The sequence below is a fragment of the Chitinophagales bacterium genome (assembly GCA_040877935.1).
In the GTDB taxonomy this organism is placed as follows: Bacteria; Bacteroidota; Bacteroidia; order Chitinophagales; family CAIOSU01; genus JBBDNB01.
Window position 1 is genome coordinate 91,711 of record JBBDNB010000023.1, and the last position, 25,018, is coordinate 116,728.

The following is a 25,018-nucleotide window of genomic DNA, read 5'->3' on the forward strand; positions in this document are numbered from 1 at the left end:
AAAGTATATTATTTAGGCGCCTTTCTTAGTAGTATCATAGCCAAAATCCCAAAAATGATATTGGGAATCCACACGCCCCAGAACGGATCGAGATTGCCATTGGTAGAAAAAGTAGTGGAAAAGCGCGAGAAAAGAATATAACCAGAGCTCAGCGCAAAACCCAATACAATATGCAGCCCAAGTCCTCCGCGCATTTTCCTGGATGCCAGGGAAAAGCCGATCAATGTGAGGATAATAGCCGTAAAAGCATCGGCAGTTCTGCGATAAAATTCTATTTGATAGAATTCGGTATTGTCGGAACCTTTCTGTTTCAGCTCTGCAATATGCTCATTGAGTTCAATTGAATTCATTTCCTCCATCAAGCTGGTACGCGCATCAAAATCTTTGGGATAAAAACCAATCAAAGTGTCTAAATCCCTGCCCTGGCGAATTTCTTCATCCATTTGATCTATTTTACGGGCAAAATAATTCCGCATTTCCCATTGCTGCTTTTCAGTTGACCACTGAATTTTATCTGCTCTCAGCTTATATATTAATTTCCCGTTTTTAATTTTTTCATAAGTAAACTTATAACCTACAGAGTCTTTTGGTGTGTAATTTTCTATATATATGTAGGTGTCTTTTTGAATCTGCATGTGTATATTATGCCCCACATGTTTCAGCTTATGGCTACTAATATGAGTGTATTCAAAACTCAAGCGCCCTTTATTAGCCTCAGGCACAATAAAATGATTGGTGAAAAATAATAAAGTAGCCAGTAAGGTAGCGGAGAAAATATAAGGAGCCAGCAACCTGTAAAAACTCACTCCACTACCCAGAATAGCTACTATCTCAGAATTGGAAGCCATTTTTGATGTGAAGAAAATGACTGAAATAAATATAAAAAGCGGAGCCAGCAAGGCGTCTATATAAGGAATGAAATTGAGGTAATAATCAAATACAATTTCATCGAGGGGAATATATTTATCAAAGAAATTATCAATTTTTTCCGTGAGGTCAATAATGATGGCAACCAGGGTAAAGAGCAGGATACTGAAGAAAAAAGTACCCAGGAATTTCTTGATGATAAAAAGGTCTAATTTCTTCATTTTACAGTCGCTGTGAAATAATCGGTAAAACTTCAGCTTTCCATTTACTGAAATTCCCTTCTAATATCTGGGCTCTTGCTGTTTTAACCAAATGCAGGTAAAAACTCAGATTGTTCAGGCTTGCAATTTGCATGCCCAACAATTCCCGCGCATGGAACAAATGGCGCAAATAAGCTTTGGTATGCAATCTGCTCGTGGTACACTCTCCTTCAGGATCAATAGGCGAAAAATCAGCTTCCCATTTTTTATTCTTGATATTGATAATCCCCTGCGAAGTAAACAACATACCATTTCTGCCATTCCGGGTAGGCATCACACAATCAAACATATCAATTCCCAAAGCGATACATTCCAAAATATTTTCAGGAGTACCCACGCCCATTAAGTAACGTGGCTTTTCTTCAGGCAAAACAGAACAAACCACTTCGGTCATTCCATACATATCCTCATGTGGTTCTCCCACAGAAAGCCCACCAATGGCATTTCCAAAACAATCCTGTGCCGCAATATATTCGGCAGATTGCAAACGCAAATCTTTATAGGTACTGCCCTGCACAATAGGAAACAATTCCTGCTCATAGTTATATTTGGGTTGCGTTTCATTCATCCTGTCAATACATCTTTTCAACCAGCGATGCGTCATGTGCATTGATTTTTTGGCGTAATTGTATTCACAGGGATAGGGTGTGCATTCGTCAAAAGCCATAATAATATCTGCACCAATAACGCGCTGAATATCTATTGCATATTCCGGGGTAAAAAAATGCTTGGAACCATCAATATGCGATCGAAAATTCACGCCCTCTTCTTTGATTTTTCTCGTCCCAGAAAGGGAGTACACCTGGTATCCTCCCGAATCGGTCAAAATGGGTTTTTTCCAGGAATTGAACTCATGCAAACCACCGGCTTTTTGTATGATATCCAACCCGGGACGCAAATAAAGATGATAGGTATTGCCCAAAATAATTTGTGCTTCTATTTCTTTTTCCAATTCCTCAAAATGCACGCCTTTTACAGTTCCCGCAGTTCCAACCGGCATAAACATAGGTGTTTCGATTTCCCCGTGTTCCGTATAAATTTTCCCCGCCCGGGCTTTGCTTTGCGTATCCTTTCCCGCTAATTCAAATTTCAATGGCTTGTTTCTTTCCGGTTCTGAAATGCTTTACTTTTGGCAAAGTACGGACAATCCATATTGAAATTGATCATACTGAGCTATATTTTCATTGTCAGCACTGCATTATTTCTATTATGCAGAATACTCATTGGTTTTGTCTTTTTCACATACAAAAATAAAGAAAATGATACTGCCCCGCCTGTCAGCTGGGTTATTTGTGCCAAAAATGAAATTGCATGCTTAGAAAAAAACACGGCAAAATGGCTCGAGCAAAAATACCATCAATGGGAATTGATCATAGTGTTGGACCGCTGTACTGATGGGAGTGCTGAGTTTCTAAAAAACTTCTCAGATCATCCAAATTTAAAAATCGCAAAAAACCTGAGCGCAGATTTTCCGGGGAAAAGAAATGCGCTGATTGCAGGAGCCAAAGCTTCAACTTATGAAAATATATTGCTTTGCGATGCCGACTGCCTTCCTGAATCCGATCAATGGATTAAAAAAATGGCAGCTCAATTTGATGATAAAACAGATTTTGTAATTGGCTTATCGCCCTATGAAAAGGAAAGCGGGCCGCTCAATGCTTTTATTAGATTTGAAACCTTTCATACGGCAATGCTTTACGGGGCTGCGGCTATTTTCGGAAAACCCTATATGGCAGTTGGCAGAAACCTAGGGGTTAAAAAGAAATACCTTTCAGAGGTTTATTTCAAAACTGCCAAAAGCATATCCGGTGATGATGATTTGCTGGTCAATCAACTGGCAAACAAAAACAACAGCAGCATTTGTCTTGAGAAGGGCAGTCTGGTTTATTCCAAAGCAAAAAATAACTGGAAATCTTTTTTCAGACAAAAACAAAGACATGCCGGAGCCGGATCTTTTTATACATTTGGCAGCCGCACTTTACTGGGTTTATATTATTTAACATGCATAATGTTTTATGCCAGTGCTGTTTTGGTCATTTTACTTTATGAGCTAAATAATCAGTTGTTTTATATCTTTGGTGCAGCAATTTTGCTCAATGCAATTTTGTTGTTTTACATTAATCATAAGCTGAAATTCGGAATCAGCCCGCAAGTACTGCTGGCAGGTGATTTTTGCTTATCGTTTTTTTTAATTAGCTTGGGAATCCTTTCAGGGAAGCAAGTAAGGAGATGGTGAAAAAAGATACTTCGACAAATCGTTCTAAAGAAGATTTAGAACTGGTAAAACTGGCCGTAAAAAATCGCGATCAGGGAGCATTTAAGAAATTAATGGCCCGTTATAAAGACTCTATTTTCTTTATGGTGCTTAAAATCGTGCACAACAGGGATGATGCAGAAGACATTACCATAGAATCGTTCGGCAAGGCTTTTAACAATATTCATAAATACGACCAGCGCTACGCATTCAGCACCTGGCTGTATAAAATTGCCACCAACAACAGCATAGACTTTATCCGAAAAAAGCGATTGGAAACAACTTCCCTTGACAAAACTTTCACTTCGGGTGACGGTGATGAAATGAGTATAGATGTTAAATCTGAAGCGCTGAATCCCGAAGAAAAAATGGAGCGCAAGCAAAGGGCTTTTACGGTACGCGGTAATATTGAAAAGCTCGGAGACAAATACAAACAGCTGATCAAATTGCGCTATTATGAAGAATATTCCTATGATGAAATAGCAAAAGAACTTGACCTCCCGCTTGGTACTGTAAAAGCACAATTGTACCGCGCCAAAGAATTACTCTTTAAACAAATCAACACCGATAAGGACAATTTCTAAATGGAAGCGTCTCTTATTTTCAAATACTTTCCCAATCTAAGTGATTTGCAGAAAAAGCAAATTGAGCAATTGCTGCCACTCTACAAAGACTGGAACAGCAAGATCAATGTAGTTTCCAGAAAAGATATCGACCAGCTTTATTTACACCATGTGTTGCACTCCCTTAGTATTGCTAAATTTATTTCGTTTAAACCCGGCACCAAAATATTAGACCTCGGTTGTGGCGGAGGTTTTCCCGGCATTCCCCTGGCCATACTTTTTCCTGAAGTGGAATTTCATCTTGTAGATTCTGTTCGAAAAAAAATAGCTGTAGTAGAAAATATAGCAGAAGCACTTGAGCTGAAAAATGCAAAAGCTGAACAAGCCAGGGCTGAGGAATTAAAAAGCAGCTACGATTTTGTAGTTACACGGGCAGTAGCACCCTTAGATAAGCTGCTGAGTTGGACCCGTGGCAAGTATGCCTGCCTTACTCCAAATGCATTGCCACAAGGTTTGATCGCACTGAAAGGCGGAGACCTTTACCATGAAATAAAAGCCGCTCACCGAAAAGCCGACAAAATTCCCATAACAGATTATTTCAAAGAAGATTATTTCAAAGGGAAGAAATTGGTTTATGTGGCGATGTAATTAAACCACTACCAATGTGAAGTTTGGTTGAAAGAGCAGCATATAGAACTTAGGATGAAAGCATTTTAGAAACCTACTCTAATTCCTTGTGAAACAAGTGTGAGAAAAGAAAATCAGAGTGAGCATGAGCAAAGTGCTCACTCTGATTATAGTACCCAGGGTGGGAATCGAACCCACACGATGTTGCCACCACTGGATTTTGAATCCAGCGCGTCTACCAGTTCCGCCACCTGGGCATTTTCACTATTTAAAGAACAATTGCTTTTCAGCAAAGGAATGCAAAATTATTCATTCTTTACCATTATACAAGTAATCTCTTTATTATTTTCACCCTAAATAAAATCAAATATCTTCCAGAAATGAGGTATTATTTATTCTTGGATGAAAGTGGCGATCACGGTTTGAAAAATATTGACTCTGGGTTTCCTGTATTCGTATTATGTGGCTTATTGATTTCTGAGGATAAACATTATGAAATCAATTAAAAAAACAAAGAAGCTTTTGAAGCTTCTTTGCCGACCGGGGACACCCCAATCCAATATCATTTATTAACTATTACTTCAAAAGTATAGATATAGTTTCAAACCCCCAAAATTTATTTCACCTCCATATAATCTTTGGCCATCACTCCATCATCTTTTTGAGGCAGATTGGCTGCCAAAAAATCAGAAATGGGCGGGAAATTATTGCGCATAATATCCATCAGGTCATTGCTGTTGGAAGGGAAATAAACTGTTGCTACATCACCTGCCAGCTGATTGCCTTCCTTGTCAAAAATTGAGAAATGCACCAATACTTCCCGTTCAAAAGTATTTGTTGCACGATCCAGACAGTGCTCGTAATTGGTCTTTAAATTAAACTGGTTGATAAACACAAAAACATCAGTACCGTATTTATCGCTCAGATAGGGCAGAAGGTCAGGATTTTTAATTTTTACATTAATAAACTTTTTATAATCATCTCCTATGTTATTGTCTTGTTTGGACTCTTGAGATTCTTGTTCCCCTTTTTTTCTTGAAAATAGTCCTTTGGTTTTTTCTACAAGCCCTTTTTCATTGCTTTCCATTTCCTCTTTTACCTGCACCGATTTTGCTTTGTCTTCAAAATAGCCGATGCTGTTGTAGATACCGGCAAGGTCTTTTTGGGCATCTTTGGCCGAGTCACTGATCATTGAGCGCGAACTGTATTCCTGCATAATCCGTGCATTCATATTGATGCTTAACCCATAGCGGAACATTTTTCGCACCTCGGGAATGGATTTGCTATTGTATTTTGCCAACTCCTGGTCAGAATCGGAAAAATACATATCCGGGTTAAAAGGAATAATCATTACTGAAGGATCTTTTGCTGTTAAAAGCATTGCTGAAAAGATCAAAAAGCCGAAAATTAAAGATCGTAGCATAGTTGATTAATTTATTTAAACCATCCTTTGTAAATATCATTACCAAAAGCAAAAACCATAAGCGTAAGCAAAATGACCATGCCCACCATCTGGGCTTTTTCCATTACGGCTTCGCTCACTGGTTTTCCCTGTATCATTTCAATAAGAATAAAAACCACATGCCCGCCATCCAAAGCCGGAATGGGTAAAAAATTCATAAAAGCAAGTATAAAGGAGATCAGTCCGGTAAGTTTCCAAAACCTTGCCCAATCCCATTTGGAGCCATAGATTTTAGCAATGCCAATGGGGCTTTGTACTGATTCGCTGGCACTCACCTGTCCGGTAAATATTTTGCCAATACCCACAGCATTAAAATAAATGGCTTCCCAACCGTCTTTTGTGCCAAAGTATAGTGCTTCAGCCAGATTGTATTTGGTAGGCTGATGTTCTACATTTTCACCGATAAATACTCCGAGCTTTCCATCCTCAGAGACAGGAACCATGGCCTGTATGGTATCATTGTCCCTGACATAGGTTATTTCCGCTTCTTTTCCTGCTGCATTTCTCAGGATTTCTTTCAAATCGCCATATACGCGTATGGGTTGATCATTGAAACTGATGATATCATCTCCTGGTTTGATTCCTGCTTCTTTGGCTCCGCCTTCAGGAATTATACTGTCAATATAAAAGGGGTGGTTGTGAAAACCAATAAAGCAGGTTTTACAGGCATTAAAACGCTGAAAGAAATTCTCGGGAATTTGAATTTCAACTTCTTTTCCATTCCTTAGAACAGACATCTTTTCTCCGAAAAACACTTTGAGAGAAAGCAGATCATCAGCGCGCTGCACAGGTTCATCATCTATACTTAAAATTTGGTCGCCTGTTTGCAGGCCGATGTCGCGCCCAATTTCATAGGCATAAATGCCTTCTTCTATTTTGGAAGGCTCCATATATCCACCTTTGAATTGCATGAGCCAAAAAGCGAAAATTACAATACCGAGCAAAACATTCATTACGATTCCAGCCATCATTACAATTAATCGTTGCCATGCAGGTTTTGTGCGGAATTCCCAGGGCTCGGGTTCTTTGTCCATCTGGTCTTTGTCCATGGATTCGTCTATCATTCCGGCTATTTTCACATAGCCTCCAAGTGGAAACCAGCCAATACCGTACTCTGTGTCACCGATTTTTTTGGAAAAGAGCTTAAGGCCGCCAAAATCAAAAAAGATGTAGAACTTTTCCACCTTTATTCCAAAGGCCCTCGCTGCAAGGTAATGTCCAAGTTCGTGGATAAATACCAGCAGTCCCAGGCCCAGCAGCAGCTGTCCTATCATTGTTAATTGCTCCATGTATTGTTGGTTTCTCTTGTCAAATCTAAAATATTAAAGCCATAGTAAAAGCCCCTTTAAAAACACCAATAACTCAAGGTGTACAGGATTTGGGGCACAGGGATAATTGATTGGCGAATTTACTCAATTGTATGCCTTATTGTGCATTTTTAATCAGTAAATCGACAAATGACCTGTCGTTCATTAGCCGGGGGGCTTTGTTTTGGCCTCCGAGTTTTCCCATCTTTTTCATGGCATTGTGAAAAGTTTTGGCTTTCACCCAACGTACTTTAAGTGGCTGGATTACTTTTCCCTTAACCAAATCCTGGTAGTAAATGTTTTGCCGGTACATTTGTTCATCTAAATAAGCTGCAAACGCTTTTTCATTCTTTGGTTTTTCTGATACGGCTATCACCCATTCATGACAGGGTAGATTTTGCGCATCGCCCATAGCTGGGGCTACAGTGAACTCTTCCATCAACACATCAAATTCGCTACAAGCGAGTTTTATGGCAGTTTCTACTTCTTCGGCAATTACGTGTTCGCCAAAAGCCGAAAGCTGATGTTTGATCCTGCCCGTAACTTTTATCCTGTGTGGATTGAGCGAAACAAAGCGAATGGTGTCCCCCAATAGATAAGCCCATAAACCTGCATTTGTACTAATGACAATTGCATATTGCCGGTTTATGTCCACTTCTGCTAAAGACAGGCGTTTTGGGTTTTTTTCAAAAACCTGTTCCAGGGGAATAAATTCATAAAAAATTCCGGCATCCGTGTTTAGCAGCATTCCCTCAGAAAGATAATCTTCCTGGAAAGCAATGAAAGCTTCTGAAGCAGGGTAGGTTTCAATCATATTGATTTTCCTGCCCAGGCTTTGCTCCAGTCTTTTCTGGTATGGTTTGAAATTGACGCCTCCATGCACCAGTAATTTTAAATTGGGAAAAAGTTCGGCAATTGATTTTTTGCTTTTCTTTTGCAGCAGGTCAAAATACATTTGTATCCAGGGGGGGATACCGCCAATCAGGCTTAAATCAAGCGGAATACTTTCATTTGCAATGGCTTCTAATTTTTCTTCCCAATCATCAATGCGATTAACAGCAGGGGAGGGGAGGCGGTTTCTGCTCAGGTAACCAGGGATATGATGATTGATAATGCCTGACAAACGCCCTGTTTTTATGCCATAGTGCATCTCCAGCTCAGGACTGCCGGATAAAAAAATCATTTTTCCATCCATGATATTGTAGTTTCCGCTTTGTGCCATAAAACACAATGAAGCAGACTGTGCGCTTAAAAAATGATGATTGATGGAATCCCTGCTGATAGGGATATATTTTGCACCCGAAGTTGTGCCCGAGCTTTTGGCAAAATACAAAGGTTGTCCTGGCCACAACACATCTTTTTCCCCTTTGAATATCTTGTCCAGCCAGTTTTGAAAGTCTTCATAATTCCGAAGTGGAATGTTCTTTTTGAAATCAGTGTGGTTTTTGATTTTATTAAAATGATGTGTTTTTCCAAAATCAGTTTTCTGCGCCTGATGGAGCAGAGCGCACATCCACTTTTGCTGATCTGCCACTGCGCTTGCTGACCAGCGTTTCACATTACGGGCAACATAATTGGCATAAGGTCTTATAAGAAGAGATTTCCAGGCCATTGGAATTGTTTTTCACAAACAAAGGAAAATATTTTTTCTGTAAAGTATTTTGAAAGTTGCCATCGGGTCATCCCTGATTCTTGTTCTATCTTTTTTAGTTGTAAACAGTTGTTTAAAACATTACTTAGTATTAACTTTGCCCCTCAATTTGTAAAATTAGGTCTATCATGTATGCAATTGTAGAAATAGCAGGTCAGCAGTTTAAAGTAGAAAAAGATCAGGAAATCTTTGTGCATCGCCTCGAAGGAAGCGAAGGTGATAAGATTGAGTTTGATTCTGTTTTACTGACAAGCGATGGCGGAAAAGTTACCTTAGGTACACCTGTTGTGAAGAATTCAAAAGTCACTGCAAAAATCCTTGAGCATCTGAAAGGAGACAAAGTAATTGTTTTCAAAAAGAAAAGAAGAAAAGGATACAAAAGAAAAAATGGCCATCGTCAGTATTTGACGAAAATTGCTATTGAAGCAATTGCCTGATTGAAATAATTTAAAAGCTAAGAAAAAATGGCACATAAGAAAGGAATGGGTAGCTCCCGAAACGGGAGAGATTCAGAAAGTAAACGACTTGGAGTAAAATTGTTTGGTGGGCAAAGCGCTATATCCGGAAATATCATCGTACGCCAAAGGGGTACCAAATTCCACCCCGGTAAAAATGTAGGTCTGGGAAAAGACCACACACTTTTTGCCACCTCTGATGGAGTGGTTTATTTTTCTCGCAAAAGATCCAATAAAAAATATGTAGATATTCTGGATCGCGAAGTTTACAATAAAGTAATGGAAGCCAAAAAAGGCGATGGTACTGTTTCTATTGAAGCACTGGCACTTGAAGTAGAAGGAAAAGAAACAGAAACAAAGCCTAAGGCCAAAGCTTCTGAGGCTCAGGAAGAAAGCAAAAAAGCTGCTCCTAAAAAAGAGGAGAAGGCCGAAGTTGAAAAGAAGGCTGCTCCTAAGAAAGAAGCTGCTGATAAAACTGAAAAGAAGGAAGCTGCCGAAAAGCCCGAAAGCAAAAAAGCTGCACCCAAAGCAAAAGCTAAAAAGGCTGCGCCTAAAGCCGAAGAAAAGAAAGCCGCTCCTAAAAAAGAGACCAAAGCCAAAGATGAAAAACCTAAGGCTAAAGCTAAAAAGGAAGACAAAAAAGAGGACAAGGAAGAAGACGATAAATAGTTGCTAAACTATTACAATAAAAAAACCCGCTTTCATTGAGATTGCGGGTTTTTTGTTTTTGGCACTGATCCAAACCCAAATATCTAAACCCGGATTATGCATTGGGACTTTGTCATGAAGCTTGAAAGCACAATAAAATCAGGCTGTTTGGAAATTTTAGCATAGCATCGCTATGGTGAAATTGAAAACAACAACGAAGTGTCTGATTTTGTAGTGATTTCATGCTGCAATAGATTTCCTAATGTATATTCCGGGTTAAACAAGGGGATTTTGTTTTGAATATGTTTAGTAGTTTTAAATTGCAATTCTAATCCAATCACTTTAAACCCGATTCCAAATGTCCACGCAAGGCACCATCAAAAAATACACATTGATTTTAGAGAAATTGAAACACCGACATTATCCCACTAAAAGGGAAATACAGGAATATTTCAATGGGCTAGGTTTTAATTTAACGGACAGGACTTTTGAGCGGCATTTGGAAGCACTTCGGATTGAGTTTGGCATTCAAATCATTTATGACACATGGAAAAAAGGATATTATTTGGATGAAGAAGCATCCTTAAATCTAAAGTCCTTTCACAAATTCATAAACCTTTCAAACGTAGCCAGCCTTCTGACCGAAAGCCTAAAGGATGGTAAAGAACTGCTGCAATATGTTTCTTTTGACGATTCTAGTTTGCTCACAGGAATAGAAAATCTGGAAAAACTACTGCGTGCCACCAAAGAGCAGCGTAAAATCAAATTTGAGCATTTCAATTTTTACACTCAAAAAACAAAACAGTATAGCTTGAAACCCTATCTGCTGAAAGAATACAAAAGCAGATGGTATGTCATCGGGACTATATTCGACACCTCTGATTTGCGCAGCTTTGGTATTGAGCGCATCAATGGACTTGAAGTCACTGATGAATTGTTTGAAAGGGATGAAGCCTTGAATCCAAAGGAAAAATTCGAGGAGATTATCGGTTTGATCTATTCCGATAGAAAAATTCAAACAGTAAAACTTTCCTTTTCCATGTTTCAGGCAGAATACATCAAATCCTTAAAACTGCACCATTCCCAGAAAGTAGTAAGCGAAGACAAGGCAAAAGATGAATGCCTGATTGAATTGTTTCTAAAGCCCAATTTTGAGTTGGAGCAGCAAATTTTAATGCACGGAGAAAACGTGAAAGTGCTTGAGCCGCAGTGGTTGGTAGACAGAATCCGGGATCGATTGAAAGAAGCTTTGGGATATTATTCTTAACCTGAGTTCGATAATTATTTAAAAGCTCAGAAATTCATTAAAACGTAATAGGCAAGGCGCATTTGTGAAGGTCTATCGGGATAAACCAAGCAAATGCAACGCTGCAAATTGCGTTTTATGGATTTCAAATGCCAGAAAACAGCAATCTTCTTCCCGGAAATATCTTGAAATAGCCCGCTATTCCATCAATATGTCCAGTCGAATCTCACTATTTTTTGGCATTCTGAGCAATAAAGAATTTCCGAACTTAGGTCTCTCCGACACATTTTGGCGAACCCCTGCTTTAGCTTTGTTCCAAAACATAAAATTATGGGACAAAACATGCTTGACTTACAAAAGAATTTCTTTGAGAAAAACAAAATACTGGAAAATGCCAGCCAAACACTCAAACGGGAATTCGTGGGCCTGGACCAAATTATTGACGAGGTAATTGACAATATCAGCAGTTGGTTTACATTGCACCAAATGCAGGAAAGGCCGCTTGTCATTAATCTTTGGGGATTGACGGGCACTGGGAAAACCTCCCTGATCAACCGACTGGCCGAGCTGCTGGATTATGATGATTATTATTATCGATTTGACCTTGGGGTAAAAGACTATGCCTTGTCTTTTAGACATGCACTCGCAGATTTATGTGAAAACAAGGAGGATATGCCACTGATCATTGCATTGGATGAGTTCCAGCATACGCGCACTTTGGAAGGGGAAACGCGAAAAGAAGTCCAGGAGGATAAAAACAGAATGGTTTGGGAGTTGATCGATTCGGGCAAAGTCCGCTATATTGATTGGAATAGTGGTCTCTGGTCTTTTGAAAGAATGATTAAAAAACTAACGCACCTTGAAAGACATGGTGTGGAAGCAGAGAACGCTATGGTTACAAGGGGCAAGAAAGAATATTGCCATGAAATGGATTTTGATTACAGCCCGAATAAAAAATTCCATTTTTTTCCAGAAAACTATTACAGTGACATAATTGAATATGCAGGGGATGAATTAAACCTGCATTTGAGAAGTGAAGTAGAAGCGCATTTCAAACAACTCAATGCTGCCGAGACCATTGCTTATTTACAGAAAGTATGGCGCATAGCCCAAAAACCATCGGTCAAGAGTTTTTCCAAATCCGTGATTTTTGTGCTGGGAAATATTGATGAGGCATACACCATGAGCGGGAATTATTCAGCCGATATTGATGCGGATGAATTTCATGAATTGTCCCTGAAAATAAATGTACCAAAGATCAAACAAGCCTTAAGGAACAGATTTCGTGATGAACAAATTGCCCGTTTGGGAAATATCCACATCATTTATCCGGCACTGAACAGTGCTGCTTACAATCAGATCATACTGCTCCAACTCAAGCAAACCGCAGAAAAACTGGGCAATTATTTGAGTACGGAAATTGAATTTGATAAAAGCCTGATCAAAACGATTTATGACGAAGGCGTGTATCCCACTCAAGGCGTACGCCCGCTGTTCACGACCATCAACCACATCCTGAAAAGCAAGCTGAATAAATTTATCATGGAGCTATTGCAATTGGATAAAGACATAGAAAAATTGCAATTCTTTGTAAATGAAGGCAGTTTGTACTGCAATTATTTCTCAAACAATGAAATAATTAAAACCAAGGGAGATAAGATCATTTTCAATTTGACCAAATTGAGAAAAAACAGGAAAGATGAGGTTCAGGCCATTACTGCGGTGCATGAAAGCGGCCATGCCATACTTTCTGCCATTTTGTTGAAAAAACTGCCTGAAATCGTTTGTTCCGTCACTACGGATGCAAACAATGATGGATTTGTATATTCCCGACATAAAAATGAATACCTGGCTAAAAACGAGGTGCAGAACCGTGTTGCCATCAGCTTGGGGGGATTGCTTGCAGAAGAGCTGATCTTTGGAGCAGAATATATTACAGCGGGTGCAAAAAGTGATATTCTAAATATCACCAACTTGTTGATAGCACTTTACAAACAAGAGGGGTTTGGTCAATTTCCAATTGCCTATGCCGTAAATGAACTCGACTCATCGGTATATCACAACATTGCTTCTGTGGAAGAAGAGGTAAAGGAGATGGTCAATCAGGGAAGAAAACTGGCAATGGAATTGCTGCAAAAAGAGAAAAAGCTCTTACTGGTCCTATCAGATTATCTGGCCAATCACACCTGCATTAAAAAAGAAGATTTAAAGAAAATGCTGCACACCCATGCCCTTTCAAATTTGGACGGACTGGAGCAGGAAAATGAATTTTATCGCAACAAACTCAATGCCCAAGTACGCGAATCACTCTTTGAAAATGGGGCGGGCGTGTATAAGGGCGTTTGTTTGAATAAGGATAAAGGTTAACTTTATCTAAAATATTTTTTGTAAAATAAAAAGAGCATAAAATGGATTTAAAAGATTTTAAAATAAAATTAGAAGACATTCATAGTAGGATAAAATCTGAATTAACGGATGAAATCAATAACAGAAAACCAATTTTAGATGGTGTAGTATATGCAGAGAAATACTTGAAAGCACCGATTAAAATTTTATGGCTGCTCAAAGAAGCATATGATGGCGATAATGGTACAGGTGGAGGCTGGGATTTTGAGTGGTTACTTGGTGAAGGGGTTAAAGAATTTATATTAAGCCACGGTAGTAAAGCCACCTGGCATCCCATTGTATATGTTTCATATAGTTTGCAAAATGGCTTTCCTTTATGGGACGATATGAACTATATAAGAGACATGCCTGAAATGACTTATTCAGTACAAAGTGTAGCTTTTATAAATGCGCTCAAGCTTCCTGCTATGCACGGTACAAAAAGTTATAATAGTGAAATAGAAAAGGAGTTTTTAAAAACAAAGAACTTTAATGAAGAACAGATCAAACTACTGGAACCGCAAGTTATCATTGCTGGTAGTACGCTTCATTTATACAAAGACATTTTGGGATTAAATGATTTAGAATATACAGTTTACAGAAGTGTTCATTATTATATTAAGGGTGACAAATTAATCATTGATGCATATCATCCAGGACAAAGAGGGGTCAAAAGACAAAACTATGTAGATGATATTATTACAGTAGTTAAAAATTGGAAAGAAAAAATAAGCAAAACCCATTCATAGCCAAATCAAAATTTGTATCTGGCATCCAGTGCCAGAAAAAGTTGCGCTTTGATATATTATGACTTTAGCTGTTGTGAGTGGTTTTGCATCATTTGGTTCACCCGTTCACTGGAAGTTTCATTCTCAATAGCCTCAGAGAATTTTCTCCTGCGCCAGAGATAAAGCCAAGTTGATAAAATGGCTACTACAAGATCATCAATGGGGCCGGGTATAGGGCCAAAGATGAACCACAACAATACCAGTGCTAACGGCCAATGCTTGGATAGATTTTTATAAATTTCAGGATCACGAATACTGAAGTAAAAAGCCATCATGAGTACAAAGACGAAACCCACGAGCCCAAAAAGAAGATAAGCTACCGATGATGAGATCAGTATTAGCCAGTCCTTGAATAAATTTAGTTCACTTGTATTTGGCAACAGCAGCCAGGCTACTGCAAAATATGCCCAGACGTAAGCAAACATGACAATGAAGCCCCAAAGAACTCCATAGGGTATGCCGGATTTGTTTTGTTGTGGTTTCATAGTTTTCATTAAATAGGGTTTTATTATGTTAAGAGGATTAAACTATCTTTAGCATTGCAATAAGAGCTCGCATTTATGAAAATGGCAGTTCCCGCTCTTTATAATTTAAATTCAACTATCCAATCATCCAGTTTCCAGTAAGCATATCTTTTACCCGAAGATTAGCTTTGCTGTATCTTTCCCATCCTTCTATATCATCTCGTAAACAATTATGTTCTTCTCTGGAAACGATGCAGGCAACTGCTTTTTCCTCTAAAATCCTTCTCATCTGATCCGGGTTGCTAAGGATTTCAGATGTTATAGACTTCACCGGCCAAACATGTTCGTGATTTATGGGTACTTCATTTTCACCAAGCACTGCTGCTGAGCGGTATCTTGTCTTATATGTGCCATCAACAGCAGTTATCTCCCAAATAACGTGACGAAAAAACTTCTTCTTCAGTCGAATGCTAACATTGGATTTTAATAAAGTTTCAGCTAAAAGATATAAGTCATTGAGCTTTTCCTCACGGTTTTTGTGTGGCTTATAAGGCTGATGTAAGTTGGTGGTTCTATTTGTAATTGGCATGATTTAAGTTTTGATGAGGGACAAAGGTAATCTTTTTATCTCAATATTCTAATAAAATACATAATACTCATAAAATCAAAAAATGAATATCCTGATGGCTACATTGTTTTTCATGGATTAATTATTGATTTGAGTTATTGACTATCGGTAATAATGCTGTTTGAGTAAGACAAAAATTATAAAATTTGAGTTTTTTAAGAATAGAACTCATAATTTTATCCTAAACAAATAAAAAACGATGTCCAAGAAAAATATTTTATCGAAATGTACAGATGTAATTGAGAACAAAGAAGTTATTCTGCTCATTAGAATATTGGAGAATGAGAAGAAAGAAAACCATATTTTTCATCCTTATGCTACGTTTTTTATACAAGGAGAGTATATTTTAGTTGGGTATTCTGATAAAACAGAAGATATGGAGGCAATTCCCTTATCAAGTATTCATCAAATTACGCAACTGAGTGATGTGGAATTTCGGGATTTGAAATCTGATGAACTTGGGATGTTGACCAGAGGGGTGGTCAATAGAGAGAATAAAGCAAAGGTGTCACATCGAAATCCAAGTGTGGCCGGTATGAAAGCTTATTGGAGAGCGTTCGATAACTATGGAAAATATAAAACCGGCTCAAGGAATCAATGGTACAATGAAGTAACCAATATAAAGTTCAAGGATGCTGTTAAATCAGAGTTCCGTGTTTACTTTGAATTGTGTTGTCAATATGGCCATCAGGAGCAATTAATAATTAATATAGTTATAGAAAGCCGCTTAGAAAATGATAACCGGATAAATGCCGTTCATGCTAAGTTTAGAAAGCTGGACAAGCAACTTAAGGAAGCCAGATTTGATGTAGCCTGGGACAAGAGAAAAGGAAAAAAAAGAAGGACTATTCAGCTTTGTTTAGAAAGTCTTTATAAGCTCGACTCTGATCCGCAAGACCCAAGAGAACATTCTAAACAATCCCAACATTTTCAGTGGTTCACGGAAAAACTTGATGGGCTGTGTGAGGTTTTTGATAAGCATATTGAGTTATTGTGAGATTTATTTCCTAGGATCACACTGGACGACTTAAAGTCATTCACTTCATCAAGAAAAAGTTTTTGATTTCCCAGCTAAGCACCGACACATTTTGACGGTCTTGCCCCGTACATTTGTTTAAGATTTATTTATTGCTAAAATTAAAAAAACCATGCCCATTCTCTCCAAATCCAAATTCATATCCGGTATTCAGTGCCAAAAAAAGCTGTATTTTGATTTTTACAGAAAAGACCTAAAACCACCGCTCACGGAAGCACAGAAGGCGCTATTTGCTTCGGGGCATAATGTAGGCGAGTTGGCACAAAAGGTTTTTCCCGGGGGAAAGGATGCCACTCCTGATTCTTACAGTAATTTGTCACAATCCATAAAACTAACTGCTGATTGGATAGCCGTTGGTATACAAACAGTCTATGAAGCTACTTTCTCTGCTAATGGAGCTTTCTGCATGTTGGATATTCTACATTATCAAAATGGAGAATGCTGGGCAATTGAAGTTAAAAACAGCACTAGTGTAAAGGATTATCACATTACAGATGGGGCTTTTCAATACTGGGTGATGGATAATTGCAATTACAAACCAGATAAGTTCTTCCTGATGCACATCAACAATCAATATGTGAAAGATGGTGCAATTGAACCTAAGAAATTGTTTCACTTAGAAGATATCACCAATCAAGTGATATCTCTTCAAGAAATGGTGGGTGAAAAAAAATCTGAGCTTCAAAAAATACTTATCCAAAGAGACGCAACAAGTGGAATACCAGTAAGAAAAGAACCAGAAAAAGAGATTGGGCCTCATTGCGGTAATCCTTTTGAATGTGATTACAAGGCTCATTGTTGGCAGCATGTTCCTGACAAATCAGTTTTCGAACTATACAGGGGCAGTGGCTGGGAATGGTATGAAAAAGGAATATTGAAAATGGAAGACATTCCGGAAGGAGTAAATCTAAACACCCGTCAGCAATTACAGGTCAATGGAGTGAAAGATGCTGCGGTTCACATAGAAACAGAGCAAATTAAGGAATTCCTAAACACCTGGGAATATCCACTCTATTTTTTCGATTTTGAAACCATCAACCCGGCTCTTCCTTATTTGGATGGAACCAGTCCCTATCAGCAAGTCCCTTTTCAGTATTCGCTGCACTTTATTGCTGCACCCGGAGCCAAACCCGAGCACAAGGCATTTTTGGCGCAGCCTGAAGATTACAGGGAAACAGCTGTCAATGACCCGACCCGGGCATTGATGGATCAGATAAAACAGGACATTGGAACAGAAGGCAGCATCGTGGCCTATAATGCCAGTTTCGAAAAGCGCATTCTCAATTTTTTGGGCGATCGTTTTCCCGAAGAGGCAGCCTATATTGAAAACCTAAACAGCCGTTTTGTGGATTTGCTCGTGCCGTTTAGAAGTGGCTGGTATTATCGTCCTGAAATGAACGGCTCAGCTTCCATCAAAGCGGTATTGCCCGCCTTGGTTCCAGAGATGAGCTACAGCAATTTGGAAATCAATAATGGCGATATGGCGAGTAGTACCTTTGAACAAATGATCTACCAAGATCATGAGGATGCAGGGAAAATCCGTCAAAACCTACTGAAATACTGCGAACAAGATACACTTGCGATGGTGAAAATTTGGGAGCGATTGCTGGAGGAAGTCGAGTGATTTTTGAAACTGAATTACAAAGCTTAGAATTTGTAAAGTGAATTATATGGAACAGCTTTGAGTTGAAATATTTAAATTTGATACAAATCTATTTAGGATGTCAATCTCGATAAAATACATTATAGATCAGAAAGGGAGGAAAACCGCAGTTCAAATTCCCATTGGGGATTGGGAAAATCTTCTGAAAGGGTACAAGGAGTTTCAAGATTACAAAGCCTTGAAAAATGAACTTTCTGAAGCCATAAATGAAATAAACAACTATGAAAGCGGTAAAAAAGAACCTAAAACCTTAAAGCAATTCCTGGATGAATTGTGAAATTCGAACTATCCTAAAGTTTGAAAAGGAAGCTAAGAAGCTTATTAAAAAGTACCCTTCCTTAAAATCTGAATTAAAAGCCCTTGATGATTTGCTTTCAAAAAATCCTTTACAGGGCACACCTCTTGGTAATAACTTTTATAAAATTCGCTTAGCGATTAAAAGTAAGGGCAGGGGAAAAAGTGGTGGCGCTCGAGTGATTACAAACATTATTTTTAAATGTACTGAACCAAAGCGGCTGTATTTAACATCCATCTACGATAAGGCAGACCGAGAATCTATTAGCAATACAGTTTTGAAAGAGATTTTAAAGGATATACACAATAAAGAAATTTAATTATTGCTGAAATTTCAATACAAACAATCCCCACAGTATTTAAACATGAAAAAACAAACTCCCTCCTATCAAATCACCAACACAAGAGAAGAACGGCATTTTTGCTCCTACTTGTTCGCTTGGTTTTTAAAGGACAAACAGAAAAATTTAAAATTGTTTTTCGAAAATCATACCCATTCTTCTGGATGTAAAATGCCCGATGATATTGATTACAAAAACTGCAAGCTCTTTTACGAATTCACCGCTATTCGAGAATTGATTCACTTTCAATCAAAAATCGAGAAAGACCAATCAAAAGCTTTGAAAACAAAAGAGCGGGCTGAAGATTATATTTTCGAAACTGAAAAAGGAGATGCACAAAAAAAGAAGCCCGATTTGGCATTTTATTTTAAAGACAAAAAAACACTGGTTTTAATAGAAGCGAAATTTGAGGAAGGATTTAAGCTTGGGCAGATTGAAGAATCCGACAAGTATGGTGAGTTTTTAAAAGAAGCACTTCCCAATGAAATTGAAACAGTTGTCACCTGTATTTTGGGGACAGAATATTACATAGATTCAATTCATGAAGCAATTCATAAAAAAGAAGACCAATTGCCTTGTATTCCTTCAATTTCCTGGGAAAAATTAACGGAAATTATTGAAGCTGGAGAAATCAAAGATGAAATTGTAAATGGGCTGAATTATCAAAAAGGATTCCATCCAAAAGCTATGAAAAATTGGAGTGGCAATGTGTGAAAATTATTAGCTAAACCCATGCTAAATAAAGGAGACTCAAAATTGAAATCAAAACAAAACTGTAAGAAATAATACCCACTTTTTCTTACAAAAAACAAAGGGATTCCTTACAATTGTAATTGAAGCATCTTTTCAGTTTCAGAAATCAATTTCGAATTTAGAGGCAACAACATCGACCCTTTTTCTTCATCGCCCACTAATTTTACCATATCCTTTTTATGAATCCATAAATAGCCCAGTAGATAAGCTATAAAAGCATCGAGCTGGTCATCATCTTCTATTGTAGGGAAACTAAAATCACTCCGTTTTTCCAATAAATCTATTATTCCCTTGAAATTTTGTTGTACACAGGCCTCTCGCTCCAGCTTATTGAGTCCACTTCCTTTATATTTTTGAAACCTTTTTCCTAACCAAATGTACATTGCCACTGCAGGATGGACTTCAGCAAGTAGCAAACCTGTTTTATCTGAGGAATTTGCTTTTTTAAAGAGCAGTTCTTTTTCTGTTTTATCGTATTCTCCCAAAATAGGGTAACCCAAAGCCGCTCTACTGATTGTCCAGTGCGGACAACCCGAATAGGGCAATACAGAAACTCCCTCGATTTTTCCAATTTTCTTTCTCAGTGCTTTCTCAGTGCTTTCTCAATGGGTCGATCTGAATAACTGCCATTGAATTTGAGGCCAGGTCCCGTAAGTGGTGCATCCCAACAAATGAGTACATTTTTATCTTGTTTCAATTTCTTGATATAGGATATTAAATCAGAGCCTTCTTTGCTCAAAAAATCTTTACCGTCATATATGGTAGAGTCTTTTCCCGGAGCCGGGTCAATGCCAACAATTTCCATATCTGCTAAAATTTAAGTTGTGATTTCAATACGTAAAAAAATCTTTCAGTTAAAACTATATACTACTATTGAATAGCAATTCATTTGTCAAATTTACGAAGCTACACCGTCAAAACATGACGGATTAATTTTTAGACGCAACATAACTTATTCAAAAATAACAACCCATCCTCTTCTATAATATCATGTTCAATAACTTCAAGCAAATATTGAGTATAATTACTGCATAATTTGATCGTCATATTTAAATGCAAACGCCAAGTAAAAAGCTATTCACCCCCTACCAAGTCGGCCCGCTCAAGTTGCGCAACCGTTCTATTCGTGCAGCGGCATTTGAGGGCATGTGTCCCGGCAATGCGCCTTCAGAGGATTTGCTCAATTATCACCGTGCCGTGGCAGCAGGTGGCGTGGGCATGACCACTGTGGCCTATGCAGCTGTTGATCGTTCAGGACTTTCCTTTCTGCATCAGTTGTGGATGAAAAGCGAAAATGTAGCTCAATTGAAAAAACTCACCGATGCCGTTCACAGCTAGGATGCGGCTACTGCGCTATATAATACACATCAGGTAAATGTGCAACTTGCGATGAAGTTGGGCATTATGAAAAAACCGGAATCGGTGGCCAGGACAGGTGTGAAAGCACTGTTTAGCGGCAAAGCTGAATCTATTCCGGGTTTTGTGAATAAACTGACGGTTTGGTTTTTGCCACTTGTTCCTCATTGGGTGATTGGCCTGATATACAAACGAGTGATGCGCAAGGATAAAAAATAAAAAGCCCGCTCTCGGTCTGGGAGCAGGCTTTTATGCATTTGAAATTTTAGAAACTAATTCATCAACTCCATTTTGAAAATCTTTTGATCGCCTTTTCCTACAATATAAGGACGGGCAATCAGGGTATTGTTAGATATTTGATCAATACGCGATGGGTATAGATTGATTTTATGTTTTTTCAAATCAAAAAAGTGGTCTTTTTCCAGTTCACCTGTTTCGCCATCAATTTTAACCAAGGTTAAATATCCACCTGCTCCATCCATATGGGTGGCAGGTGTTTTATCGGGCTGAAGTCTTAGGTTTTTGGCATTGTCAATATAGAAATAGTAATAATCATCATTGATAGGAAAGCATTCAAATGACATGGACTGCCATTGAACATTACCTCTTTGTCTTTTTGGAATTTTATTGACCCATGCCATTTTGTTATTTGCATCAATTTTCATGGCGATAATGTCTTCGTAGTAATAGGTATAGGTAACTCTTCGGGAAGTTCCTGTTCCAGTGACATGGGTTTTAAAATAATAATCCTCTCCATTTATTACCAAACTGCCATCAGAAGACCATATAATATCTCTTATTGTAAGTGTAGAGGAACCGGAGTCACCTTTTTTATCTTTCCGGTCAACTTTTCTTTGCTCTCTTGCACTTTCAAAATCCTTCAAAATATCTACGGGGAACTCACTTACTGAGATAGTAAGATTTAGATTTTCATCCATTTTTGCAATCATCACTCCGCTGGCGCCACTTGACCTTTTAAATGATCCGCCTACACTTTTATAATAGTATCCTGCACAAAGCAATTTGCCGGGAGAATATTCCATCAGGGATAAATTGTAAACAAAAATTCCATCCATTTTTATAGGGTATTGCTTAAACGAGCTGCTTCCCTCAGAGAGTTTCATCAACTCAAATTGGTAATTGGGCTCTCCATCAACTTCTTCCTTTCTGTTGCCATCATATACTTTTGCCAGTAAATAGGCATTGCCTTCTGAATCAACCTGATAGTCTTCATTGTCCATAATCTTCTCGGTATAGGGCATCTTAATTTCAGTACCCCAAACTTTTTTGAGATTCTTATCAAACACATTAAAACCGATCACATCTTTGTTCACCGCATCATTTTTGCTTTCAGGGTATTTGCGATAGGTCACCAGCATTTTTGAACTGTCGGCTGAAAAATAGAATTTGAATTTATTGGCGGTGGTAAATGAATACATCCCTGTATTAATAAGATCACCGGTAACTTTATCGCACTCTATTAATACTTTTTTACTGCCCACAAATCCATTTGTTTTGATATCTACTTCCTGCACAAAAAGGATTTCTTTACCTCTTCCGCGGTCCCAGTCGGTGAAAAATAGGTAGTGTTTGTTATTGAAAACCTGCATGCGGTCCAGCACGATTTTATTTCCCAGGTCTTTGATTTCAATTTCCTTTTCGTCCTCTATACGCAGCCGTTCGAGGTCAAAGCGCTGGAAAGTAAGACTTTTCATTTTTTTATTGCTTACCAGCACATATCCTTCATTCGGATTATAAAGGAATCCCTCGGGGGTGAATTTTTTGGGTTGTTTGTATTCCGGCCCCCAGGTAATATCGAATTTTTTAGCAATACCCCTCTGGGCAAAAATGGATTGTGAGAGCAAAAGCAATACAATCACAAATGATAAGTTTTTCATTGAGTTAAATTTTTGTTGAAATAATAAAAAGGTATTGTCTGATGATGATTGCAGCGTAAACTTATTTAAAAAATGTTAAAAACAGACAAAAATCAAATAGAATTTTTCACAAAATCTCCTATCGTTGTATTAGATGTTTTGCTTATGTTTCTTACCTGATCTACCTTCCGGCCTAAGCTTGACAGGATTTAAAGCCCTGTCAGGCTTGCCTAAGGTGCCGTTTTATTTCCCTTCCGATAATTTGTGATATTTTTATCAATCCTGGAAATAAAGAATTGTAGTCATCCATTTAGAAAATATTTGTGTAGTTAAGTGTGATGGAATGGAGTATATCAAACAGATGTGAAACAATGAGGTATAGAGTAAGTGCACGAGGAATTTTAGAGGAAGATGATAAAATTCTTTTTGTGGAGTACAAGCACAAGAATATGAATACTTATTATTCGCTACCTGGAGGTGGACAAGAGAAGGGTGTTAATTTGAAGCAGACCGTACAAATTGAATTCAGGGAAGAAGTTGCTATTGAAGTGGAAGTGGGTGATGTGCTACTTGTAAGAGAGTTTATTATAGATGAGCCAGATATTGAAGTTTGGTTAGGTGGAATTCATCAGGTTGAAATAATTTTTGAATGTAAGCGAAACAACAGTGTTAAGGTTGGCAAGAATCAGCTAAAACCGGATTTTGATATGACGGGCTTTAAGTGGATCCCGATTGACGAACTTGATAAGCACAAAATATTTCCTTGCGAGGAACTGAAGCAAGTTGTACTCAATAAACGGGTCAACTATCTATTTGAACATGAAAAAACAAACGGCAACTAAAAGTAGCCAAAGGATATTGGGATAATCAGGATTCCAAACTCTAACAGAGATGCGAAATAATATTTTTTATCTTTATCAAGCTTGAGAAAAATAAAGTAGGATATTTTTCATACAAAGCCAGCTAAAATGGAGAGCTATGTATGAATTTATAATATCTATAAACGATTGTTTATCATTTTATGGCGACAACGCAAACCATGAAGTGACAAACATTAAATTAACACAATATGACATTGATAAAGGGTGACACCGAGTTTTCAGCTTGGGCAAGACAACTCCAAAACGACTGGAGAGTTAAGAGAGGATTTCCAATCGGGACTTACAAAAATCCTAGAGGTGAAACAGTAGAATTAGGAAACTACATTGAAACGAAATTTGCCTTTGACAGCAAAGAAAATTTTCTGACAAAAAATATTCGTGACGTAGTTAAGAAGGCTCTAAAAAATAAAGAGAAAGGTGCGAAAATTGCAAAGACACGACTTTACACAAACCTTTTATCAAGCCAACCTTTAGCATTTAATTTATTCGCTGAATTATCACTTGACTATGACTTGGCGACAAAATTTTTCAACAGACAATTTGAGAACCGTATCGAGAAAGTAACAAACATAATTTTTGAACATTCTGACGGCAGAGGCGATTGCAGTTACACTTGCGACCATTCTGCATTTGATGTTTTCATAGAGTTCAAACCCGTAAATGGACAAAGTGGGTTTATAGGAATTGAAGTGAAATATTCCGAAAGTTTGAATGATGCACCTGCGACATATAAAGAAAGGTATGCAGACATCTCAAACAAATCAGAACTATTTAAACCTGACAGCAATAAATATTTAAGAGCAAAACCCATAGAACAAATTTGGCGTGACCATTTGCTTTCAATTGCACATCTCAAACACGCCAACAAAAAATACGATGACGGTTTTTTCATTTATCTATATCCTAAAGAGAACAAAGAGTGTCAAGCTGGAGTTGATAAATACATTGAACAATTTATTTCTTTTGACACTAAAACAAAAAAATATGATGAAAGAAAAACAGGTTTCTACAAGCGACATTTAAAAGAGTTTGTAATTGACTTGAAAGAAGTTTGTAAAGATGAATGGATAGACAAGTTTTTACAAAGGTATTTTGGCGACAATGGCAACTAACTTGACAGAGCATATATTCTATAGTAAATCGCTTCTTGTAAGGTTTGGAATTCCTACAAAAAATGGTACTAAATTTATTAAGCCGCTTTTTTGATTAATG

General features: G+C 37.9%; 27 protein-coding genes, 1 tRNA gene and 1 pseudogene. 18 read left to right on the forward strand and 11 right to left on the reverse strand.

Annotation, left to right across the window (positions count from 1 at the left end):
* Window positions 1-8 precede the first annotated feature (8 nt).
* Together WD048_06000 and tgt are read right to left on the reverse strand one after the other, a co-directional pair.
* Window positions 9-1,088 (reverse strand): LptF/LptG family permease, encoded by a 1,080-nt coding sequence (locus tag WD048_06000; protein ID MEX0811750.1) that lies wholly within the window; start codon window positions 1,086-1,088, stop codon window positions 9-11.
* A 1-nt stretch (window position 1,089) separates the two neighbouring features.
* Window positions 1,090-2,220 carry a tRNA guanosine(34) transglycosylase Tgt gene (tgt, locus tag WD048_06005; GenBank protein MEX0811751.1) on the reverse strand — a complete coding sequence of 377 codons (1,131 nt, stop codon included), beginning with the start codon at window positions 2,218-2,220 and terminating at the stop codon, window positions 1,090-1,092.
* Window positions 2,221-2,256: 36 nt separating this feature from the next.
* Here tgt and WD048_06010 point away from each other — a divergent pair, with 36 nt between their 5' ends.
* Genes WD048_06010 through rsmG form a run of 3 tightly spaced genes read left to right on the forward strand, consistent with a single transcriptional unit; the run spans window position 2,257 to window position 4,592 of the window.
* A complete protein-coding gene (locus tag WD048_06010; GenBank protein MEX0811752.1) occupies window positions 2,257-3,363 on the forward strand; it encodes a glycosyltransferase in 1,107 nt (368 codons plus the stop codon).
* The gene (locus WD048_06015; GenBank protein ID MEX0811753.1) at window positions 3,357-3,965 is read left to right on the forward strand and encodes a sigma-70 family RNA polymerase sigma factor; all 609 of its coding nucleotides are present in this window, start codon (window positions 3,357-3,359) and stop codon (window positions 3,963-3,965) included. The genes WD048_06010 and WD048_06015 overlap by 7 nt, the downstream gene beginning before the upstream one ends.
* Entirely contained in the window at window positions 3,966-4,592 is a 627-nt protein-coding gene (gene rsmG, locus WD048_06020) for a 16S rRNA (guanine(527)-N(7))-methyltransferase RsmG (GenBank protein ID MEX0811754.1), read from the forward strand.
* A gap of 152 nt (window positions 4,593-4,744) precedes the next feature.
* On the opposite strand, the gene WD048_06025 is transcribed toward rsmG, so the two are convergent.
* A tRNA-Leu gene (locus WD048_06025) sits at window positions 4,745-4,828 on the reverse strand.
* Between the two features lie 123 nt (window positions 4,829-4,951).
* On the opposite strand from WD048_06025, the gene WD048_06030 reads away from it, so the two are divergent.
* Window positions 4,952-5,077: a DUF3800 domain-containing protein gene (locus WD048_06030; protein MEX0811755.1), complete on the forward strand. Its 126-nt coding sequence runs from the start codon at window positions 4,952-4,954 to the stop codon at window positions 5,075-5,077.
* 110 nt (window positions 5,078-5,187) lie between these two features.
* Here the strand turns inward: WD048_06030 and WD048_06035 are convergent, their stop codons facing one another.
* From WD048_06035 to WD048_06045, 3 genes are all read right to left on the reverse strand, one after another.
* Window positions 5,188-5,994 (reverse strand): hypothetical protein, encoded by an 807-nt coding sequence (locus WD048_06035; protein ID MEX0811756.1) that lies wholly within the window; start codon window positions 5,992-5,994, stop codon window positions 5,188-5,190.
* Between the two features lie 11 nt (window positions 5,995-6,005).
* Window positions 6,006-7,322 (reverse strand): RIP metalloprotease RseP, encoded by a 1,317-nt coding sequence (rseP, locus tag WD048_06040; GenBank protein MEX0811757.1) that lies wholly within the window; start codon window positions 7,320-7,322, stop codon window positions 6,006-6,008.
* A 136-nt stretch (window positions 7,323-7,458) separates the two neighbouring features.
* Window positions 7,459-8,952 carry a GH3 auxin-responsive promoter family protein gene (locus WD048_06045; protein ID MEX0811758.1) on the reverse strand — a complete coding sequence of 498 codons (1,494 nt, stop codon included), beginning with the start codon at window positions 8,950-8,952 and terminating at the stop codon, window positions 7,459-7,461.
* 167 nt (window positions 8,953-9,119) lie between these two features.
* Between WD048_06045 and rplU the strand changes: the two genes are divergently transcribed.
* From rplU to WD048_06070, 5 genes and pseudogenes are all read left to right on the forward strand, one after another.
* Window positions 9,120-9,428, forward strand: a complete 309-nt coding sequence (gene rplU, locus WD048_06050; protein MEX0811759.1) for a 50S ribosomal protein L21 — start codon at window positions 9,120-9,122, stop codon at window positions 9,426-9,428.
* A 27-nt stretch (window positions 9,429-9,455) separates the two neighbouring features.
* Window positions 9,456-9,701: pseudogene (gene rpmA / locus WD048_06055) on the forward strand (50S ribosomal protein L27).
* Window positions 9,702-10,452: 751 nt separating this feature from the next.
* Window positions 10,453-11,361, forward strand: coding sequence for a WYL domain-containing protein (locus tag WD048_06060; GenBank protein ID MEX0811760.1), 909 nt, complete (start codon window positions 10,453-10,455; stop codon window positions 11,359-11,361).
* Window positions 11,362-11,682: 321 nt separating this feature from the next.
* Window positions 11,683-13,707, forward strand: coding sequence for a hypothetical protein (locus WD048_06065; GenBank protein MEX0811761.1), 2,025 nt, complete (start codon window positions 11,683-11,685; stop codon window positions 13,705-13,707).
* A gap of 41 nt (window positions 13,708-13,748) precedes the next feature.
* On the forward strand, window positions 13,749-14,474 hold the full coding sequence (locus WD048_06070; GenBank protein MEX0811762.1) for a hypothetical protein: 726 nt from the start codon (window positions 13,749-13,751) through the stop codon (window positions 14,472-14,474).
* Between the two features lie 56 nt (window positions 14,475-14,530).
* On the opposite strand, the gene WD048_06075 is transcribed toward WD048_06070, so the two are convergent.
* Together WD048_06075 and WD048_06080 are read right to left on the reverse strand one after the other, a co-directional pair.
* Window positions 14,531-15,007, reverse strand: coding sequence for a hypothetical protein (locus WD048_06075; GenBank protein MEX0811763.1), 477 nt, complete (start codon window positions 15,005-15,007; stop codon window positions 14,531-14,533).
* A gap of 106 nt (window positions 15,008-15,113) precedes the next feature.
* Complete coding sequence (locus WD048_06080; GenBank protein ID MEX0811764.1) at window positions 15,114-15,566, reverse strand: hypothetical protein; 453 nt, start codon at window positions 15,564-15,566, stop codon at window positions 15,114-15,116.
* A gap of 238 nt (window positions 15,567-15,804) precedes the next feature.
* Between WD048_06080 and WD048_06085 the strand changes: the two genes are divergently transcribed.
* The 5 genes from WD048_06085 (at window position 15,805) to WD048_06105 (ending at window position 19,653) form a co-directional block, all read left to right on the forward strand.
* Window positions 15,805-16,602, forward strand: coding sequence for a hypothetical protein (locus tag WD048_06085; GenBank protein ID MEX0811765.1), 798 nt, complete (start codon window positions 15,805-15,807; stop codon window positions 16,600-16,602).
* A 151-nt stretch (window positions 16,603-16,753) separates the two neighbouring features.
* Window positions 16,754-18,265 (forward strand): DUF2779 domain-containing protein, encoded by a 1,512-nt coding sequence (locus WD048_06090; protein ID MEX0811766.1) that lies wholly within the window; start codon window positions 16,754-16,756, stop codon window positions 18,263-18,265.
* 97 nt (window positions 18,266-18,362) lie between these two features.
* A complete protein-coding gene (locus WD048_06095; protein ID MEX0811767.1) occupies window positions 18,363-18,581 on the forward strand; it encodes a hypothetical protein in 219 nt (72 codons plus the stop codon).
* A complete protein-coding gene (locus WD048_06100; GenBank protein MEX0811768.1) occupies window positions 18,571-18,918 on the forward strand; it encodes an addiction module toxin RelE in 348 nt (115 codons plus the stop codon). Before WD048_06095 ends, WD048_06100 begins: the two co-directional genes overlap by 11 nt.
* A gap of 45 nt (window positions 18,919-18,963) precedes the next feature.
* Window positions 18,964-19,653 (forward strand): hypothetical protein, encoded by a 690-nt coding sequence (locus tag WD048_06105; GenBank protein MEX0811769.1) that lies wholly within the window; start codon window positions 18,964-18,966, stop codon window positions 19,651-19,653.
* Between the two features lie 107 nt (window positions 19,654-19,760).
* On the opposite strand, the gene WD048_06110 is transcribed toward WD048_06105, so the two are convergent.
* Window positions 19,761-20,192, reverse strand: coding sequence for a DUF429 domain-containing protein (locus tag WD048_06110; GenBank protein ID MEX0811770.1), 432 nt, complete (start codon window positions 20,190-20,192; stop codon window positions 19,761-19,763).
* Between the two features lie 80 nt (window positions 20,193-20,272).
* Entirely contained in the window at window positions 20,273-20,497 is a 225-nt protein-coding gene (locus tag WD048_06115; GenBank protein MEX0811771.1) for a hypothetical protein, read from the reverse strand.
* A 248-nt stretch (window positions 20,498-20,745) separates the two neighbouring features.
* On the opposite strand from WD048_06115, the gene WD048_06120 reads away from it, so the two are divergent.
* Together WD048_06120 and WD048_06125 are read left to right on the forward strand one after the other, a co-directional pair.
* Window positions 20,746-21,030: a hypothetical protein gene (locus WD048_06120; protein MEX0811772.1), complete on the forward strand. Its 285-nt coding sequence runs from the start codon at window positions 20,746-20,748 to the stop codon at window positions 21,028-21,030.
* A 66-nt stretch (window positions 21,031-21,096) separates the two neighbouring features.
* Entirely contained in the window at window positions 21,097-21,267 is a 171-nt protein-coding gene (locus tag WD048_06125; GenBank protein MEX0811773.1) for a hypothetical protein, read from the forward strand.
* A gap of 53 nt (window positions 21,268-21,320) precedes the next feature.
* Here WD048_06125 and WD048_06130 read toward each other — a convergent pair whose 3' ends face one another.
* The gene (locus WD048_06130) at window positions 21,321-22,946 is read right to left on the reverse strand and encodes a hypothetical protein (GenBank protein ID MEX0811774.1); all 1,626 of its coding nucleotides are present in this window, start codon (window positions 22,944-22,946) and stop codon (window positions 21,321-21,323) included.
* 350 nt (window positions 22,947-23,296) lie between these two features.
* On the opposite strand from WD048_06130, the gene WD048_06135 reads away from it, so the two are divergent.
* Both WD048_06135 and WD048_06140 read left to right on the forward strand, forming a co-directional pair.
* The gene (locus WD048_06135; protein ID MEX0811775.1) at window positions 23,297-23,767 is read left to right on the forward strand and encodes an NUDIX domain-containing protein; all 471 of its coding nucleotides are present in this window, start codon (window positions 23,297-23,299) and stop codon (window positions 23,765-23,767) included.
* Window positions 23,768-23,994: 227 nt separating this feature from the next.
* On the forward strand, window positions 23,995-24,918 hold the full coding sequence (locus WD048_06140; protein MEX0811776.1) for a hypothetical protein: 924 nt from the start codon (window positions 23,995-23,997) through the stop codon (window positions 24,916-24,918).
* Window positions 24,919-25,018: the final 100 nt, after the last annotated feature.

Excerpts from the sequence above, each read along its gene's own strand:
- WD048_06000 (MEX0811750.1), bottom strand. The coding sequence starts at position 1,088 with ATGAAGAAATTAGACCTTTTTATCATCAAGAAATTCCTGGGTACTTTT.
- WD048_06015 (MEX0811753.1), top strand. The coding sequence starts at position 3,357 with ATGGTGAAAAAAGATACTTCGACAAATCGTTCTAAAGAAGATTTAGAA.
- rsmG (MEX0811754.1), top strand. The coding sequence starts at position 3,966 with ATGGAAGCGTCTCTTATTTTCAAATACTTTCCCAATCTAAGTGATTTG.
- WD048_06030 (MEX0811755.1), top strand. The coding sequence starts at position 4,952 with ATGAGGTATTATTTATTCTTGGATGAAAGTGGCGATCACGGTTTGAAA.
- WD048_06035 (MEX0811756.1), bottom strand. The coding sequence starts at position 5,994 with ATGCTACGATCTTTAATTTTCGGCTTTTTGATCTTTTCAGCAATGCTT.
- rseP (MEX0811757.1), bottom strand. The coding sequence starts at position 7,322 with ATGGAGCAATTAACAATGATAGGACAGCTGCTGCTGGGCCTGGGACTG.
- WD048_06045 (MEX0811758.1), bottom strand. The coding sequence starts at position 8,952 with ATGGCCTGGAAATCTCTTCTTATAAGACCTTATGCCAATTATGTTGCC.
- rplU (MEX0811759.1), top strand. The coding sequence starts at position 9,120 with ATGTATGCAATTGTAGAAATAGCAGGTCAGCAGTTTAAAGTAGAAAAA.
- WD048_06060 (MEX0811760.1), top strand. The coding sequence starts at position 10,453 with ATGTCCACGCAAGGCACCATCAAAAAATACACATTGATTTTAGAGAAA.
- WD048_06065 (MEX0811761.1), top strand. The coding sequence starts at position 11,683 with ATGCTTGACTTACAAAAGAATTTCTTTGAGAAAAACAAAATACTGGAA.
- WD048_06070 (MEX0811762.1), top strand. The coding sequence starts at position 13,749 with ATGGATTTAAAAGATTTTAAAATAAAATTAGAAGACATTCATAGTAGG.
- WD048_06075 (MEX0811763.1), bottom strand. The coding sequence starts at position 15,007 with ATGAAAACTATGAAACCACAACAAAACAAATCCGGCATACCCTATGGA.
- WD048_06080 (MEX0811764.1), bottom strand. The coding sequence starts at position 15,566 with ATGCCAATTACAAATAGAACCACCAACTTACATCAGCCTTATAAGCCA.
- WD048_06085 (MEX0811765.1), top strand. The coding sequence starts at position 15,805 with ATGTCCAAGAAAAATATTTTATCGAAATGTACAGATGTAATTGAGAAC.
- WD048_06090 (MEX0811766.1), top strand. The coding sequence starts at position 16,754 with ATGCCCATTCTCTCCAAATCCAAATTCATATCCGGTATTCAGTGCCAA.
- WD048_06095 (MEX0811767.1), top strand. The coding sequence starts at position 18,363 with ATGTCAATCTCGATAAAATACATTATAGATCAGAAAGGGAGGAAAACC.
- WD048_06100 (MEX0811768.1), top strand. The coding sequence starts at position 18,571 with ATGAATTGTGAAATTCGAACTATCCTAAAGTTTGAAAAGGAAGCTAAG.
- WD048_06105 (MEX0811769.1), top strand. The coding sequence starts at position 18,964 with ATGAAAAAACAAACTCCCTCCTATCAAATCACCAACACAAGAGAAGAA.
- WD048_06115 (MEX0811771.1), bottom strand. The coding sequence starts at position 20,497 with ATGGAAATTGTTGGCATTGACCCGGCTCCGGGAAAAGACTCTACCATA.
- WD048_06120 (MEX0811772.1), top strand. The coding sequence starts at position 20,746 with ATGCAAACGCCAAGTAAAAAGCTATTCACCCCCTACCAAGTCGGCCCG.
- WD048_06125 (MEX0811773.1), top strand. The coding sequence starts at position 21,097 with ATGAAAAAACCGGAATCGGTGGCCAGGACAGGTGTGAAAGCACTGTTT.
- WD048_06130 (MEX0811774.1), bottom strand. The coding sequence starts at position 22,946 with ATGAAAAACTTATCATTTGTGATTGTATTGCTTTTGCTCTCACAATCC.
- WD048_06135 (MEX0811775.1), top strand. The coding sequence starts at position 23,297 with ATGAGGTATAGAGTAAGTGCACGAGGAATTTTAGAGGAAGATGATAAA.
- WD048_06140 (MEX0811776.1), top strand. The coding sequence starts at position 23,995 with ATGACATTGATAAAGGGTGACACCGAGTTTTCAGCTTGGGCAAGACAA.